General features: G+C 63.6%; 13 protein-coding genes. 9 read left to right on the top strand and 4 right to left on the bottom strand.

The annotated features are described in order from the left end of the window. The first annotated feature begins 172 nt into the window (after positions 1–172). The 4 genes from acs (at position 173) to PJL15_RS18180 (ending at position 5,376) form a co-directional block, all read left to right on the top strand. Positions 173–2,176 carry an acetate--CoA ligase gene (gene acs, locus PJL15_RS18195; protein ID WP_281452539.1) on the top strand — a complete coding sequence of 668 codons (2,004 nt, stop codon included), beginning with the start codon at positions 173–175 and terminating at the stop codon, positions 2,174–2,176. A gap of 147 nt (positions 2,177–2,323) precedes the next feature. Then, the gene (locus PJL15_RS18190) at positions 2,324–3,121 is read left to right on the top strand and encodes a DeoR/GlpR family DNA-binding transcription regulator (RefSeq protein WP_281452538.1); all 798 of its coding nucleotides are present in this window, start codon (positions 2,324–2,326) and stop codon (positions 3,119–3,121) included. A 142-nt stretch (positions 3,122–3,263) separates the two neighbouring features. After that, a complete protein-coding gene (locus tag PJL15_RS18185) occupies positions 3,264–4,013 on the top strand; it encodes an ABC transporter ATP-binding protein (protein ID WP_281452537.1) in 750 nt (249 codons plus the stop codon). Between the two features lie 7 nt (positions 4,014–4,020). Continuing rightward, positions 4,021–5,376 (top strand): FtsX-like permease family protein, encoded by a 1,356-nt coding sequence (locus tag PJL15_RS18180; protein ID WP_432443840.1) that lies wholly within the window; start codon positions 4,021–4,023, stop codon positions 5,374–5,376. Positions 5,377–5,701: 325 nt separating this feature from the next. Here PJL15_RS18180 and PJL15_RS18175 read toward each other — a convergent pair whose 3' ends face one another. Both PJL15_RS18175 and PJL15_RS18170 read right to left on the bottom strand, forming a co-directional pair. Further along, the gene (locus tag PJL15_RS18175; RefSeq protein WP_281452535.1) at positions 5,702–6,721 is read right to left on the bottom strand and encodes a LacI family DNA-binding transcriptional regulator; all 1,020 of its coding nucleotides are present in this window, start codon (positions 6,719–6,721) and stop codon (positions 5,702–5,704) included. 14 nt (positions 6,722–6,735) lie between these two features. Then, complete coding sequence (locus PJL15_RS18170; RefSeq protein WP_281452534.1) at positions 6,736–7,935, bottom strand: Gfo/Idh/MocA family protein; 1,200 nt, start codon at positions 7,933–7,935, stop codon at positions 6,736–6,738. A 204-nt stretch (positions 7,936–8,139) separates the two neighbouring features. On the opposite strand from PJL15_RS18170, the gene PJL15_RS18165 reads away from it, so the two are divergent. From PJL15_RS18165 to PJL15_RS18150, 4 genes are all read left to right on the top strand, one after another. After that, positions 8,140–9,102, top strand: a complete 963-nt coding sequence (locus tag PJL15_RS18165) for a carbohydrate ABC transporter permease (protein ID WP_432443837.1) — start codon at positions 8,140–8,142, stop codon at positions 9,100–9,102. A 20-nt stretch (positions 9,103–9,122) separates the two neighbouring features. Next, positions 9,123–10,025 (top strand): carbohydrate ABC transporter permease, encoded by a 903-nt coding sequence (locus PJL15_RS18160; RefSeq protein ID WP_281452533.1) that lies wholly within the window; start codon positions 9,123–9,125, stop codon positions 10,023–10,025. A gap of 62 nt (positions 10,026–10,087) precedes the next feature. Continuing rightward, entirely contained in the window at positions 10,088–11,428 is a 1,341-nt protein-coding gene (locus tag PJL15_RS18155) for an ABC transporter substrate-binding protein (RefSeq protein WP_281452532.1), read from the top strand. A gap of 106 nt (positions 11,429–11,534) precedes the next feature. Beyond that, on the top strand, positions 11,535–13,706 hold the full coding sequence (locus tag PJL15_RS18150) for an alpha-galactosidase (protein ID WP_281452531.1): 2,172 nt from the start codon (positions 11,535–11,537) through the stop codon (positions 13,704–13,706). Between the two features lie 146 nt (positions 13,707–13,852). Here the strand turns inward: PJL15_RS18150 and aroQ are convergent, their stop codons facing one another. Both aroQ and PJL15_RS18140 read right to left on the bottom strand, forming a co-directional pair. Continuing rightward, complete coding sequence (gene aroQ / locus PJL15_RS18145; protein ID WP_281452530.1) at positions 13,853–14,308, bottom strand: type II 3-dehydroquinate dehydratase; 456 nt, start codon at positions 14,306–14,308, stop codon at positions 13,853–13,855. Between the two features lie 129 nt (positions 14,309–14,437). Further along, positions 14,438–15,622, bottom strand: coding sequence for a MarP family serine protease (locus PJL15_RS18140; protein WP_281452529.1), 1,185 nt, complete (start codon positions 15,620–15,622; stop codon positions 14,438–14,440). Between the two features lie 235 nt (positions 15,623–15,857). On the opposite strand from PJL15_RS18140, the gene PJL15_RS18135 reads away from it, so the two are divergent. Beyond that, positions 15,858–16,535, top strand: a complete 678-nt coding sequence (locus PJL15_RS18135; protein WP_011775987.1) for a Crp/Fnr family transcriptional regulator — start codon at positions 15,858–15,860, stop codon at positions 16,533–16,535. Positions 16,536–16,561 lie beyond the last annotated feature (26 nt).

Raw genomic sequence — 16,561 nt, 5'->3', positions numbered from 1 at the left:
GTTTCCTTGCAGGTCAAGGTGCCATTCGGCGCTAAAAATATGCCGCTCGCTGTCGCGTTTGTGACCACGCACACGTAGGACCTTTCGGAAGCGATAGTGTGGAAGGCGGACAATACTCTGCGGGCCGCACGGCGGGCTTGGCAGCAAAGATCGATGAATAATGAGGTTCACCATGTCCCAGGACACCACCGGATCCACACACGTCGAGGCCCTTGAAAACCTCCTCCACGAGAACCGCAGGTTCGCGCCATCGGCAGAGTTTGCGGCGTCCGCCATCGCGACGGCGGACGCCTATGCAGAGGCTGACGCTGACCGTCCGGCGTTTTGGGCAAAGCAAGCCCGCGAGCTGCTGACCTGGGATAAGGACTTCACCGAGGCCCTTGATTGGTCCAACCCGCCGTTCGCCAAGTGGTTCGTCGGCGGTGAGGTCAACGCTGCCTACAACGCGTTGGACCGCCACGTGGAAAACGGCCTCGGCGACCGCGTCGCGATCTACTTCGAGGGCGAACCCGGCGATACCCGCACGTACACCTACGCCGAGCTGACCGAAGAGGTCAAGAAGGCCGCCAACGCGTTCGAGTCGCTCGGCGTGGCCAAGGGCGACCGGGTGGCCGTGTACTTGCCCATGATCCCCGAAGCCGTCATCACCCTGCTCGCCTGTGCCAGGATCGGCGCCGTGCACTCGGTGGTCTTCGGTGGCTTCTCCGCGGACGCCTTGCGCTCCCGGATCGAGGACGCCGAAGCCAAGCTCGTGGTCACCGCCGATGGCACCTACCGGCGCGGCAAGCCCAGCGCGTTGAAGCCGGCCGTGGACGAAGCCCTGTCCAAAGAAGGACACACTGTCCAGAACGTGGTGGTGGTCAAGCGCAACGGCGAGGACGTCAACTGGGTTGAAGGCCGCGACCTCTGGTGGAGCGAGACGGTAGACAAGGCAGATACGGAGCACACCGCCGTCGGACATGACGCCGAACACCCGCTGTTCATCCTCTACACCTCCGGGACCACCGGCAAGCCCAAGGGCATCCTGCACACCACCGGCGGCTACCTCACCCAGACCGCGTACACGCACAAGTCCGTGTTCGACCTCCACCCGGAAACCGATGTGTACTGGTGCACCGCCGACGTCGGATGGGTCACCGGCCACTCCTACGTCACCTACGCGCCGCTGGTGAACGGCGCCACCCAGGTCATGTACGAAGGCACCCCGGACTCCCCGCACCAGGGCCGCTGGTGGGAGATCGTGGAGAAGTACAAGGTCTCCATCCTCTACACCGCGCCCACCGCGATCCGTACGTTCATGAAGTGGGGCCGCGAGATCCCGGACAAGTACGATCTCTCCTCTATCAGGGTGCTGGGCTCCGTGGGCGAATCCATCAACCCCGAGGCCTGGATGTGGTACCGCGATGTCATCGGCGCGAACGCGGGCAAGAACGGTGAGAAGAAGGAACACCCCGCGCCGATCGTGGACACGTGGTGGCAGACCGAAACGGGCGCCCAAATGATTGCCCCGCTGCCCGGCGTTACGGCCACGAAGCCGGGCTCGGCCCAGGTTCCGCTGCCCGGTATCGCTGTGGACGTAGTGGACGAGAACGGCGCCTCGGTGGCCAACGGCGAAGGCGGCTACCTGGTGGTCCGCGAACCGTGGCCCTCCATGCTCCGCGGCATCTGGGGCGACCCCGAGCGCTTCAAGGACACCTACTGGTCCCGGTTCGAGGCCATGTACTTTGCAGGCGACGGTGCCAAAAAGGACGAAGACGGCGACGTCTGGCTCCTGGGCCGCGTGGACGACGTCATGAACGTTTCCGGCCACCGCCTCTCCACCACGGAGATCGAGTCCGCGCTGGTTTCGCACCCATCCGTCGCTGAAGCGGCCGTTGTTGGTGCCGCTGATGAGACCACCGGGCAGGCCGTCGTCGCGTTCGTCATCCTCCGCGGGGACGCCGTCAACAGCGGCGACGAAACCGTCCTGGAACTGCGCAACCACGTGGGCAAGGAAATCGGTCCGATCGCCAAGCCCAAACAGCTCCTGATCGTTCCGGAACTGCCCAAGACCCGCTCCGGCAAGATCGTCCGCCGTCTGCTGAAGGACATTGCAGAAGGCCGCGACACCGGCGACGCCACCACCCTGGCCGATCCCGCAATCATGCAGCAGATCGCGGAGTCGCTCCGCAAGTAGCGTCCCCCGGCCCAAACGCACGACGGCGCCGCTCACCTCACGGGGTGAGCGGCGCCGTCGTGCGTTTATACCGTCGCCGGACGGGTATGCGTCCTAGACTGGAGCCAGACCCAGCCCGTGTTTGACGAGGTACCCAGAAAGGCCCTGATGCTTCAGGCAGCACGCCACTCCGCCATCATCGATGCAGTCCAGCGAGAACGCGTGGTTCGGGTCTCGGACCTTGCCCAATTGCTGGGCGTCTCCCCCATGACCGTCCGTCGCGACATCGAGGCCCTCGAGGAAACCGGCCGGGTGGAGCGCATCCACGGCGGAGCCAAGCTGCCCGGTGACGCCAGCACGCATGAGCCCGGATTCGAGCTGAAGTCCACGCAGCTCACAGCAGAGAAGCATGCGATTGCCGTCGAAGCCGCCTCGATGGTCCAGGAGGGCATGGCCATTGGTCTGAGTGCCGGCACCACCACGTGGGCGCTGGCCAAGGAACTCGTCAATGGGCCCCGAATCACAGTTGTGACCAACTCGGTGCGGATCGCGGACCTCTTCCACCACGGGGCATCGTCAGGCCCTGCACGGTTTGGCTCCACGGTGATTCTGATCGGCGGCGAGCGCACGCCCTCTGACGCCCTGGTAGGGCCGATCGCCACGGCTTCCCTGAAACAATTGCACCTTGATGTCCTCTTCCTTGGTGTCCACGGAATGGATGCGCAGGCCGGTTTTACCACCCCAAACCTGCTGGAGGCGGAGACCGATCGCGCGTTCATGTCGTCCGCGCGCAGCACGGTAGTCCTCGCCGACCACAGCAAGTGGGGTGTTGTGGGCATCGCCTCGATCGCCCAGTTGGAAGAGGCCGACGAACTCATTACGGATTCCTTGCTGGGCGAGGACGCGCGCAGGGTGCTGGCAGAGAATGTGGCGAAGCTCAGGATCGCTCCTGCCGAGCCCAAGTAGGTGACAGATAACGTCGTTCCCAGCGCTGGGAACGACGTTATCTGTTACCCAGTTGGGTCTCATACCGCGGGTGGAGGCCGGCCCGCAGAGTTCAGCCGGTAGACGGACGCCGCAGTGCACGGCCCGCAGGGATGCTGGTTATATGAACGCCATCCTCCACGCCCAGCAGCTCACCAAGCACTACCCCGGCAGCATTGCCTTGGACCACGTCGACTTCACTGCCAATGCGGGCGAGTCAATCGCAATCATCGGTCCGTCGGGCTCCGGCAAGACGACGCTTCTGCATTGCCTCGCCGGGATATTAATGCCCGACGCCGGCTCAGTCACCTTGAACACCCCTTCGGCGCCGCTGCGCCTGGACAGCTTGGGGGACGCAGCGCTCTCCCGCCTGCGCCGTGAGGAGTTTGGCTTCGTGTTCCAGCAAGGCATGCTGCTGCCGGAGCTCACTGCCGTGGAAAACGTCGCCCTGGCCCTGATGTTGAACGGTACCGACCGTTCGACGTCCGAAGCCCGCGCCGCGGAATGGCTCGCGGCCCTAGGGTTGGCCGGTATGGAACAGCGCAGGCTGGGCGAACTTTCCGGTGGCCAGGTCCAACGTGTGGCCATCGCCCGGGCCCAGGTAACCGGCGCCCGCGTGGTGTTTGCGGACGAGCCAACCGGAGCACTGGATTCGGCTACCTCCACCGAAGTCCTGGACGTGCTGCTGCACTCCGTTGCTGCCAACGGGCGAACGCTCCTCGTGGTCACCCATGATCCGCAGGTGGCCACGCGCTGTCAGCGGGTTGTGGAGCTTCGGGACGGCGGGATCGTGGCGGATAGCGGCAGCGCGGTTGCCGATCCCCAACAGCCAGTTCCCGCCACCACCAACTTCAAGGGTGCCTTCAATGTCTAGCCTCACCATGGCCCTTCGGCTTACGCCCTACCTCGCACGGAGCAGCGGCAGCAGCCTCCGGGAAACAGGACTGCGCGACGCCGGGTTGCCGATCCTGGCCTTCGGAACGGTCACTGCGCTGTTGCTCACGGTCGCGGGCGGCTCGCAGGTCTTCTGGTCCTGGACGGACAGCATCGCGGGCACTTACCAAGCGTTGGCCGTCGTCGCAATGGTCCTGCTCATCATCCCGCTGCTGGCGCTCGGCGCCTCAGCCGCCCGACTGGCGGCCCGGCGTCGTGATGACCGATTGGCTTCCTTGCGCCTGTTGGGCGCCAACAGCGCGACGGTCGTCTGGATGACGGTCATCGAATCGACGGTCCTCGCCGCTGTGGGAGCGCTGGCGGGTGCCGGACTCTATGCGTGCGCGGCTCCGTTCCTGGGCTTGATCCAGTTCCGTGGGCAGGCAATCGGCAGCCATGCCTGGTTGTCCGTGCCGTCCATTGCGGGCTGCATCCTGGCCGTCTGCGTCCTCGCGGCAGCGAGCGCCGCTCTTGGGTTGCGCAAGGTTGTGGTGACGCCGTTGGGCGTCCGGACCAGGCAAACGGCCGACGGCGCCCATTGGGTTCGGGGGCTCATCGCGGCTGTAGTTGTGGTGACCGGAGTGGTGGCGATGGGGATGCTGAGCAGCTTTGGGACCTTTATTGTGATCATCGCTGTCATGGGTGGATGCTTTGGCCTGGCCCTGTTGGCACTGAACCTCATGGGTCCATGGATCCTGCGGCTGACGGCGTCATCGCAGCTCAAACGCGCCAAAAAGCCGGAACAGTTGCTGGCGGCACGTACCGTGCTGGAAAATCCCAAGGAATCGTGGCGGCAAGTTGGGGGCGTCGCGATGACCAGTTTTGTGGGAGTTTTTGTGGGCGTGGGAATGGCTGTGGCGGACACCATGGGCACCGGCGGCGATTCCGAAGCCAACCTGTTGGTGCGCGACATCAACACAGGCGTGATGATCACCTTGCTGGGCTCGTTCCTGATGGTGGCGTGTTCGGCCGGAGTAAACCAGGCCGCCGCGGTGCTGGACCGTGCCTCAACGCTGGTGGCCCTGGACCGGGTGGGAATGCCGCGCAAGCTCATGGTGGCGGCGCGGGTCAAGGCTGTCATGTCGCCGCTGTTCCTGGTGGCAGGGATCTCGGCGGCAGCTGCGGCAGTGTTGGTCCTGCCATTGACGGGCGCGGTGCTTTTGACCCAGCCTGTGGTGCTACTGACCATCGGCGGGGTGTTCGGGGCCGGGTTCCTGCTGGTGCGCTTGGCCGTAGCCGCGGGGACCGCCCAGATCGCCCAGGTGTTGGCCCGTCCGGAGCGCTACGCGAGCGTGGACTCGTAGGGCGGCCTTCCCACCGACCCTCTATCACCAAACCACCCCTTCCCACCGACCCTCTATCACCAAACCACCCCTTCCCACCGACCCTCTATCACCAAACCACCCCTTCCCACCGACCCTCTATCACCAAACCACCCCTTCCCACCAACCCTCAATCACCAAGAGTCCGGGACAGGCGCGTACGTGCGAGAGCGACACCCCCCAACAGGCGCATACCTGAGAGAGCGACACCCCCCAACAGGCGCATACCTGAGAGAGCGACACCCACCAACAGGCGCATACCTGAGAGAGCGACACCCACCAACAGGCGCGTACGTGAGAGAGGGTGCTAGGGGCAGCCGCAGGACTGGCGGATGATGAGCTCAGTGGGCAGGATCTGGTGTTGCAGTTCTTCACCACGTCCCTTGCCCACCAGGGCCCGGACAGCCGCCTGGGCCATGGCTTTCACCGGCTGCGCAACCGTAGTGAGCGCAGGCCAGCTGTACTCGGCATCCAGGGATCCGTCGAAGGAAACCAGGGCCAACTCGTCAGGAACCCGGACACCGGCTTCGTGGAGGGCGCGGAGAATGCCGATGGCTTGCATGTCGTTGCTGGCAAAGATTGCGGTGGGTCGGTTCGCCATGGACAGGAACCGCTTGCCTACCTCGTACCCGCCCGGCCGGCTGAACGGGCCGTGCAGCATTGGGCCGTCCGGCAAACCTGCGTCCCGAAGGGCGGCGAGCCAGCCCACTTCGCGCCCGTCCAGTTGGTTACCCGTATTGGTTCCGATCGCCAGGCCGATGCTGCTGTGCCCGTGGCCGATCAGGTGCTCCACGGCAGCCCGCGCTCCGGCCTCGAGGTCCACGCCCACGCTGTTGAACCCGGGCGGAGATCCGGCGTTGTTCAGCAAAACCGCCGGGATTTCGGAGGCTTCGAGCTCAGTGACATCGGGGTCGAACACGCAACTGGCCAGGAACACCCCATCCACCTGCCGGGCGGCGAGGGTACGGATGTTCTTGCGCTCCCGCGTCAGGCTTCCGTCGGAGTTGGTGAGCACCATGCCGAAGCCCAGTTCCGCCGCGGCGTCCTCCACAGCATGGGCAAGCTGCGTGAAGAACGGGTTGGTATTGTCCGGCACCACCACGCCGATGGTCTCACTGGAACCCAGCTTCAACGCACGTGCCGCCGCGTTGGGCCGGTAGCCGAGGATGCGGATGGCGTCGCGGACTTTCGCTTCCGTCGCCGGGGCCACGTTCTTGGGCCCACCGTTCACCACATAACTAACGACGGCGGTACTCACCCCGGCGTACCGGGCCACGTCTTTGCGTGTAACCGGGCCGCGCGGGGTTTGTACTGCTGCTGTTGTCATGGGGTAAATGCTAGCTACTCCACGGGAGCATCACCGAAGTCACGTATTGGGAGCCGCTCTCCGCCGCGCAGTGCGGACTGGTGGGCAACGATGCCGGGAAGCGTAAACCTCGCGGCCACCCAGGCGTTCACCGGGGGTAGGCTCCGGTTGTTCACGGCTGTCACGAAGTCGTCCACCAGGAATTGATGGCTGCCCTCGTGCCCATTGGGCGCTCCGAGGAACTCCTCGGGGAGCCGGGATCGGTCGTGCACTGGAGCCAGTCCCGAAATGAAGGCATCCCGGAGTTCGGGAGCCACATCCGCCAGTGAGGGGTCGTCGGCGGACATGGTGGGCTTCGTCTCCACTTGCCCGGAAACGTCCAGCACCGAGGACTTGTCCTGCCACACGGTGGTGGTTGCGAGCTGCTCGAAGCTGGCGTCTGTGCCGAAGAAGCGGAAACGGGATTCCCTTATGTGCGACGGGTAGCCCACGCGTCGCATCTCATTGGTGCGCATCGCACCGCCGTCGTTCATTTCGAAGAGGGCTGAAGCGTTCGAGAAGTCATTCGCGAACATGCTGACGTCCTTATCGAAGACGCCGTCGCCACGCTGGTCCTTGACTCCGATGCAGCTCACGCTGACCGCGTGGCCGGGCACGGCGCCGAGGACTCCGCCGATGGCGTGCGTGGGGTAGAGCATGGGCGGGTAGCTGGCGGTTTCCTTCCACCGGTCCCCTCCGCTGTACTGGTAAGCCTCGTAGAAACCGAGGTCCATGTCGTGCACGTAGTCGCCTTCTGTGTAGAAGATGCGTCCGAACTTACCGGCTTTGTGCTGCTGCCTGGCAAAGACCGTGGCGGGGTTGTAGTAGCTGGTCTCACCCATCGCGTAGACCAGTTTGGTTTCGCGGACAGCCTCGATGATCCGTTCAATCTCCTCTTCTGAGATGGCCATTGGCACCGCCGAGTAGACATGCTTCCCGGCCCGCAACGCCCGCTCAACCAGGGGCCCGTGGGTCCAGCGCTGCGTGAAGATGGCGACAGCATCGACGTCGGACTCCAGCAGCGCTTCGAAGGAAGCCATGGTGCCGTCCAGGCCCCAGCGCTCTTGCGCTGCAGCGGCCCGTTCAGGGAGCTCGTCCACCGCGTAGACCGCGCTGACCCCCGGGTGGAGCTTGAAGAGGTGGGCGAACTGGCTGCCGAACTGGCCGGCCCCCACTACGCCAATCGAAAACGTCATTGTTTACCTTTCTTGGCCACGGAAGCGGCCGTTCGTATTGTCACGTACGGACGAGTCTTGCATCGCCATCTACTCGAGTCAACAGAAACAACATTTTTGAACAATTACCGCCAAAACTTTGCGTAAACTATTGCCAAGTCAAAATCTACTCGTGTAGATTCGCATCCAGCTGTTACCCGCATCACTCCCAAGAAAGGGTCGACGATGACCACGCTAACCAAGCCAGTGGGGAGCGCATCAGAACGCTCACGAAAAACCAACGGCCACCAAGGCAGGCAAAGCAAACGCAGCCTCACCAGCCGAATGGGTGACCTGAAGATCGCCCTCTTCTTCATCTTTCCGGCCGTTATCGGCTTCGTGGCGTTCTTCCTGATCCCCACCATCCGCGGCGTCTACTTGAGCTTCACGGAATACAGCATCCTGGGCGAGCCTACGTGGATCGGGATCAAGAACTACACCGCGATCTTCGCCGACGAGCTGTTCTGGAATGCGATGGGTGTGACGCTTCAGTACGTTGCATTGAACATCGGCTTCCAGACGGTCATCGCCCTGGGCCTGGCTTTGCTGATGCACCGGGTGGCGAAGTCCACGTTCATCCGCGGCGCACTGCTGCTGCCCTTCCTGGTGGCCAACGTCATCGTGGCACTGCTCTGGTTCTGGATGCTCGATTACCAGCTTGGCATCGTCAACGAAATCATCAGCTGGATGGGCCTTCCCCGCGTGGCCTTCTTCGGCAGCGAACAGTGGGCCATCCCCACCATCGCGTTCGTGAACGTGTGGCGACACATGGGCTACACGGCCCTGTTGATCTTCGCGGGCCTCCAGTCCATCCCGAACCACCTCTATGAGGTAGCAAACCTCGACGGCGCGTCCCCCACGCGCACGTTCTGGAGCGTCACCATGCCGCTGCTCCGCCCTGTGCTGGTCCTTGTCCTGGTGGTCACCGTGATCGGTTCGTTCCAGGTGTTCGACACGGTTGCCGTCACCACCAACGGCGGCCCCGTCAACGCCTCCCGCGTGATCCAGATGTACATCTACCAAAAAGCCTTCGGCGAATCCGACTTCGGTTACGCCTCAGCACTGGCCGTGATCCTGTTCGTCATCCTCGCCCTGGTGGCCTTCCTGCAAATGAAGTTCCTCAAGGGCAACGAATCGGACCTGGACTAAGCCGGGATAAGGAAACCGCCATGACTACGTCAACCATCACCACCAAGAAGCCCCTCAACTGGCGACGCATCGGCGCCTGGGCGCTGGTCGCCGTCGCCCTCGCCGTGACCATTGCCCCGTTCCTGTGGATGCTGCGCACGGCCCTGTCCAGCAACAGCGCCCTGGCCTCCAATGCCGGCAACCTCCTGCCCGCCGATTTCAGCTGGAACGCCTTCAAGCGCGTCCTGGGCCTGCAAAGCACCGAAGAGGCGATCGCCGACGGCGGTTCCGGTGCGGCCATCAACTTCTGGTTGTACCTGCGCAACTCCATCCTGTTCGCCACCATCACCACCACCGGCCAGGTGTTCTTCAGCGCCATGGCCGCGTACGCCTTCGCCCGGTTGCGCTGGCCCGGCAGGAACAAGGTCTTCGCAGTGTTCCTGACCACCATGATGGTCCCGCCGATCTTCACCGCACTGCCGAACTTCCTCATGATCAAGAACCTGGGCCTGCTCAACACCATGGCCGGGATGTCCCTGCCCTTCCTGTTCATGACCCCGTTCGCCATCTTCTTCCTCCGCCAGTTCTTCCTCAGCATGTCCCGCGAGGTTGAGGAAGCGGCAATGCTCGACGGCGCCAAGCACCTTCGCATCTTCTTCCAGATTGTGCTTCCCAACGCCGCCGCCCCCATCGCCACGCTGGCGCTGCTGACCTTCATCGGTCAGTGGAACGAATACTTCTGGCCGCTGCTGGTGGGTCAGGACGAGAACGTCCGGGTCCTCACCGTTGGGCTCAGCGTCTTCAAGTCCCAGTCCCCGCAAGGCGCCATCGATTGGACCGGGCTCATGGCCGGAACGCTCGTGGCAGCCCTGCCGATCTTCCTGCTGTTCATCGCCTTCGGCAAGAAGGTGGTCAACTCCATCGGCTTCTCCGGAATCAAATAGCCCGCACTTGAAACACCCCGCACAAAGACCCCGCACCCTCTGAAAGCCCTGAAAGGTCCCTTATGAAGAAGATCCTCGGTGTCGCCGCTGCTGCCGCCGCCATCACCCTGTCCCTGTCCGCCTGCGGTGGGTCCGCACCTGCTTCCTCCGAAGCGAAGGGCGAGATCAACTACTGGCTCTGGGACGCCAACCAGCTCCCCGCCTACCAGCAATGCGCCGACGATTTCACCAAGGCCAACCCTGACATCAAGGTCAAAATCACCCAGCGCGGCTGGGATGACTACTGGACCACGCTCACCAACGGCTTTGTCGCCGGAACCGCCCCGGACGTCTTCACCGACCACCTCTCCAAATACCCCGAGTACGCAGCCAAGAAGCAACTCCTGCCGCTGGACGAGGCCGTGGAAAAGGACGGCATCAAGCTCGATGCCTACACCAAGGGACTCCCGGAGCTGTGGGTGGGCCAGGACGGCAAACGCTACGGGCTTCCCAAGGACTGGGACACCGTGGGCCTGTTCTACAACAAGGCCATGACCGATGCCGCCGGGATCACCGCGGAGCAGATGGCCAACCTGGACTGGAACCCCAAAGACGGCGGCAGCTACGAGAAGACCATCGGGCACCTGACCGTAGACAAGAACGGCAAACGAGGCGACGAGGCCGGCTTCGACAAGAACAACGTGGCCACCTACGGCCTTGGGCTGACGGGCAGCGGGTCCGGCCAAGGCCAGACCGAGTGGAGCTTCCTCACCGCCACCACCGGTTGGACCGCCACGGACAAGAACCCCTGGGGCTCCAAGTTCAACTACGACGACCCCCGTTTCCAGGAAACCATCGATTGGTGGGCCGGACTGGTGGACAAGGGCTACATGCCCAAGCTCGAAACCACCGTGGGCGCCAGCATGGCGGACAGCTTCGGCGCCGGCAAGGCAGCCATTAACACCACCGGTGACTGGCTGATCGGCCAGTACAAGACATACAAGGGCATCGAGACCGCATTTGCCCCCACCCCCAAGGGTCCCAACGGCCAGCGTGCGTCCATGTTCAACGGTTTGGCCGACTCCATCTGGGCAGGAACCAAGAACCCGGCAGCCAGCATCAAATGGGTGGAATACCTCGGCTCAACTGCATGCCAGGACGTTGTAGCCAGCAAGGCCGTGGTGTTCCCGGCCATCACCAGCTCCTCGGACATCGCAGCCAAGGCCTTCGCCGACAAGGGAACCGACGTCTCAGCCTTCACCACCCACGTGAAGGACGGCACTACCTTCCTGTTCCCGATCGCGGACAAAGCCGCCAAGGTTGACGGCATCATGAAGCCGGCCATGGACGCTGTTCTGTCCGGGAAAAAGCCGGCCTCGTCCCTGACCGAAGCCAACGATCAAGTCAACAACCTGTTCAAGTAGAACCACCCGTTGTGGGGCCCGCTCTGCGCGTGTTCTCTTCGATATAGCGCGCTGAACGGGCCTCACAACAGCCATCCGCCCCTGACTTTTGAAAGCGACTGAACACATGCAACCGCTCCACCTCCGTTCCGCAGGTACCAGCCTGGTGATCAGCACCCACCGTGGAGAGGCTGAGATAATCCACTGGGGAGCAGACCTGGGCGACACGCTGCCGGACCTGGTCATCCTCAACGAGCCCATCCCGCCGTCGTCCATCGACGCCAATGTTCCCGCCGGGCTCCTCCCCCAGGCTTCGTCGTCCTGGCAGGGGCGTCCGGGGCTGAGGGGGCACCGCGTGATTGATGGCGCACCCGGCTTCGATTTCTCGGTACACCTCCGCGCGGTGAGTGCGACGACGGACAGTACTGCCGCCGTCGTGCTTCAGTCGGATCCCGACGCCGGTATCACCGTGCGGAGCAACCTCACCTTGCACCCGGGCGGGCTTCTGGAACTACGGCACACCGTGACCAACGACGGTACGTCGCCTTTCCAGGTGGATGAGCTGGCGACGATGCTCCCGGTGGCGCCTGACGCCGTCGAACTTTTGGACCTGACCGGACGCTGGTGCCGCGAACGCCACCCACAGCGGCGGGCAATCCAGCAGGGAACCTGGGTTCGCACCGGGCGGCATGGACGCACAGGACATGATTCGTCGCTGTTGCTCGCCGCTGGCACGGCCGGGTTCGGCAACCGCCATGGAAAAGTGTGGGCTACGCATCTGGCGTGGAGTGGAAATCACGAGCAATTTGCGGACAGCGTTGCCGATGGCCGGACCATGGTGGGCGGTTCAGAACTCCTCGGACCGGCTGAAATGGTGCTGGAACCCGGCGAAAGCTACACCACGCCTGCGCTGTTTGCTGCGTATTCAGATCGTGGGCTGGACGGCATCAGCGAGGCGTTCTACAGCTGGTTCCGCTCTCGCCCCCACCATGTGGACAAGCCGCGCCCAGTCGTCCTCAACACCTGGGAAGCGGTGTATTTCGATCACAACCTGGACACCCTGATCGAATTGGCGGCCTCCGCTGCGGACCTGGGCGTTGAGCGTTTCGTCCTGGACGATGGCTGGTTCCGTGGACGCAGATCCGACAACGCCGGCCTGGGCGATTGGTACGTCGACCAAGCCCTCTGGCCGGACGGATTGACCCCATTGATCGATGCCGTGACCAGTCGCGGCATGGAGTTCGGGCTGTGGGTGGAGCCGGAAATGGTCAACCTGGACTCGGATATCGCCAGGGAACATCCGGAGTGGATCGTGGGTCCTTCCACTTTGTCCCACAAAGACGGCGGGCGGCTCCCGCTCGAGTGGCGGCAGCAGCATGTGATCGACCTCGTGAATCCGGAAGCGTGGCAGTACGTTTTCGATCGGATCGATGCCCTCCTGCGCGAGAACAACATCAGCTACCTCAAGTGGGACCAGAACCGCGACCTCGTGGAGCACGGTCATGCCGGCCGGGCTTCGGTGCATGGGCAAACGTTGGCCGCCTACCGGCTCTTCGATGCTTTACGCGCCGTGCACCCGGACGTGGAGATCGAGAGCTGCTCTTCGGGTGGCGCCCGCGTTGACCTGGGGATCCTGGAGCGGACGGACCGGATCTGGGCTTCGGACTGCAACGACGCCTTGGAGCGGCAGACCATCCAGCGCTGGACCGGCCTGGTGGTTCCCCCTGAGCTGGTGGGCTCGCATATTGGACCGGCCACGTCCCACACCACGGCCCGCACGCACGACCTCTCCTTCCGCGCCATCACGGCCCTGTTCGGCCATTTCGGGATGGAGTGGGACGTCCGCTCGGTCACAGGTGCCGAACGCGAGGAACTCAAGCGGTTCATCGGCTTGTACAAGGAGCACCGCGGACTGATCCACAGTGGAGGGATGGTGCGCGCCGACGTTCCGGACGAGTCACTGATGGTGCATGGCGTAGTCGCTTCAGCCCACGACGGCGGCATTCCCGCCGGTGCCGCGGCGGCGCTTTTCGCCGTGGTCAAGACCCGGACAGGCTTCGCCGAGCATGTGGGACGGGTGGCGCTGCCGGGACTGGATCCTTTGCGTTCCTACCGGGTGGAGCTGCTCTTCCCTTCTCCGGGTGACGCCGACTACGGGCACACCTTCATGGAGGCCAAGCCGGCTCCCTGGCTGGCGTCGGGAGCGGAGGCGACCGGGCGGTTCCTGGGTGAAGTCGGACTCCCCACGCCCGTCCTGAACCCGGAGCACGCTGTCCTCCTGCGGCTCACCGCCCTCTAACCCTCTCTCACCAAACACCCGCTTCAGCAGCACCCTCTCCCACCAAACACCCGCTTCAGCAGCACCCTCTCCCACCAAACACCCGCTTCAGCAGCACCCTCTCCCACCAAACACCCGCTTCAGCAGCACCCTCTCTCACTTGAGCGTCAAACCGTGTCCGCGAGGTAGTCGATGGCCAATTTGTAACCCAACACGCCCGCACCAACGATGATGGCCTGACACACACCTGAAAGGTACGAGTGGTGTCGGAACTCTTCGCGCTGGTGCACGTTGGTGATGTGGACCTCGACCGCGGGCAGCTTGACCGCAGCGAGGGCATCACGAAGTGCCACTGACGTGTGCGTGAAGGCACCGGCATTGATCACGATTCCGACGGCGTTGCCCCGCGCTGCGTGGATTGCGTCCAGGAGGTCACCCTCGTGGTTCGACTGGACGCAATCCACAGTAAGTCCGTGCGATTCAGCTGCGGACAAGGCCAGCTGTTCAATATCGGCCAGGGTGGAGGTCCCGTATTTCTCGGGTTCGCGGGTCCCCAGAAGGTTAAGGTTGGGTCCGTTGACAACAAGAATGGTCCCGCGTCCGGCTTCAGTGGCTTCAGTCATGGCACCCAATCTATAGCGGTGAGAGAGCGTGCGGGAATCGCGCCCATTAGGTGAGAGAGCGATCCGGAAAAACACCCATGATGTGAGAGATGGATCGCGTGAAGGGGATGTTTTGTGAGAGAGCGTCCGCTACTTACGAGTGCACTGGCCGGCGGAGACGGGATCGCTCAGGCCCGGTGCCTGCGCGGCCACCGGTTCCACGTCCGCCATGGTGAGCGCGAACCCAAGTGCCGCGTCCGTGGTTGTCTTGGCGAATATCAGGCCGGCCACCTGGCCCTGCGTCGTCAGCAACGGACCGCCAGAGTTGCCGGGCTGAACGTCGCCAGCCAGCTTGTAAACCAGCTCGGGCGAAGGATTGCTGCCATAGATATCCGGAACCAGAATGGGTGAAATACCCTGCACTGTTGCGGGTTTGGACTGGAACGGACCGCCGTGCGGGTAGCCGGCAAACGCTGCCGGGCTTCCACCGGGCAGGTCCGCGCTCAGCGGAAGCGGGCTGGATTTCAGGCCATCCACGGCCAGCACTGCGATGTCCCGCTGGGGGTCGAAGTAGACGACGCGACCCGGCAACGCGCCGCCGTCGGGAATTTCAACAACGGGCTGCGACACGCCCGCCACGACGTGCGCATTGGTGACGACGCGCCCGGGCGACACGACGAATCCGGAACCGGTCTGGTTCTGGCCGCACTCAAACGCCGTTCCGGCAATCTTCAGCACGGATTCAGCAGCCTTGTTCAAAGCCGGAGTATCGGTGGACTCGTTGGGAACCGGCACCGGCGTCCCTGGCCCGATGCCCTCAATCAGCTTAGGAATGCCGTCGCCGATCACCGTGGACCGCAGCTGCGCCATGGTGCTCTTGACGGGCGTGGGAGTCATGTTGTCGATGTAGCGGATCACCCGGGACTCGGCCAATTGCTGCGACACAAACGGCACGCCAAGGGAACTGATGCTGAACGCCAGCATGGACATCACCAGCGCGGCCACCACCACGCTCACCACGCCGCCGATCAGGCGGTCCGCCGCATGCAAGGGCTTGATCCGCACTGCGTGGCGGATTTTCCGGCCAATCATGGTTCCGAGCCCGTGCCCCAAAGCAATAAGCACGACGGCGGCCCCCACCGTGGCGGCCAGCCTCCAGCCGCTGTCGGTCACCCAGTTGCTGACGAGCGGGACGGCCACGAATGCAGCGATGGCACCGGCGATGAATCCGGCAATACCGCCCAAGGTGACCATGAAGCCGTTGCGCAGGCCATAGATCAGGTAGGACAGGAGCATCAAAATCAATGCCAAATCCAATATCGTCAAGCCAAACACCAATGCTCCTCATAGCCGGGTAGCGCCAATTGTAGTTGTGGAGCCTGACAGCGAACCGTTAGTCACATCACCATGCGGTCACGGACAAGGGCCTCTTTAGGGCGGTCCTTCGGGCTTGGGACACCGCCAACCCGCGCCATTTCAGCGTTTCACGTGCCAAGTACGTCACAGAAGCTCAAAAATTCTGAAACAATGGCTGGAGCGCCACGACCGAAACTTATATTCAGGAGATTTCATGGACATCGAGGTATTGCGCCGCGCACCCCTCTTCGCCACCCTTGACGACGACGCATTCCGCCTGCTGACGGACGAACTCACCGAGGTGGACCTTTCACGCGGGGCTTCCGTGTTCCGCGAAGGCGACCAGGGTGACCAGCTCTACTTCATCGTTTCCGGCAAGGTAAAGCTCGGCCGCACCTCCCCCGATGGCCGCGAGTCCCTGCTGGCCATCCTCGGCCCGGGCGAACTCTTCGGCGAAATGGCGTTGTTCGACCCCAGCCCGCGTACCGCCACGGCCACCGCCGTTTCCGAAACGCGCCTTGCCGGCCTGAAGAACGAGAGCCTCAACGCCCTGCTCCGCACGCGTCCCGAGGTTTCCGCCCAGTTGCTGCAGGCACTGGCCCGCCGCCTGCGCCGGACCAACGATTCCCTGTCCGACCTCGTCTTCTCCGACGTGCCGGGCCGCGTTGCCAAGGCGCTCCTGGACCTCGCCGACCGCTTCGGTCGTCCGGCTACTGACGGCGTCCTGGTTGCCCACGAGCTCACGCAGGAAGAGCTGGCGCAGCTGGTTGGCGCTTCGCGCGAAACTGTCAACAAGGCACTGGCCGAATTCGTTCAGCGCGGTTGGCTGCGGTTGGAAGCCCGCGCCGTCGTCATTCTGGACATGCAGCGTCTCCGCCAGCGGTCCCGCTAGAGCGTTCAAAAAAGCCGCCCCGGTTT

It is taken from the genome of Paenarthrobacter nitroguajacolicus (genome assembly GCF_029952445.1).
GTDB classification, from domain to species: Bacteria; Actinomycetota; Actinomycetes; order Actinomycetales; family Micrococcaceae; genus Arthrobacter; species Arthrobacter nitroguajacolicus_B.
Note: the sequence above shows the minus strand (reverse complement) of the source record. Positions and strands in the feature narration are given on the sequence as shown.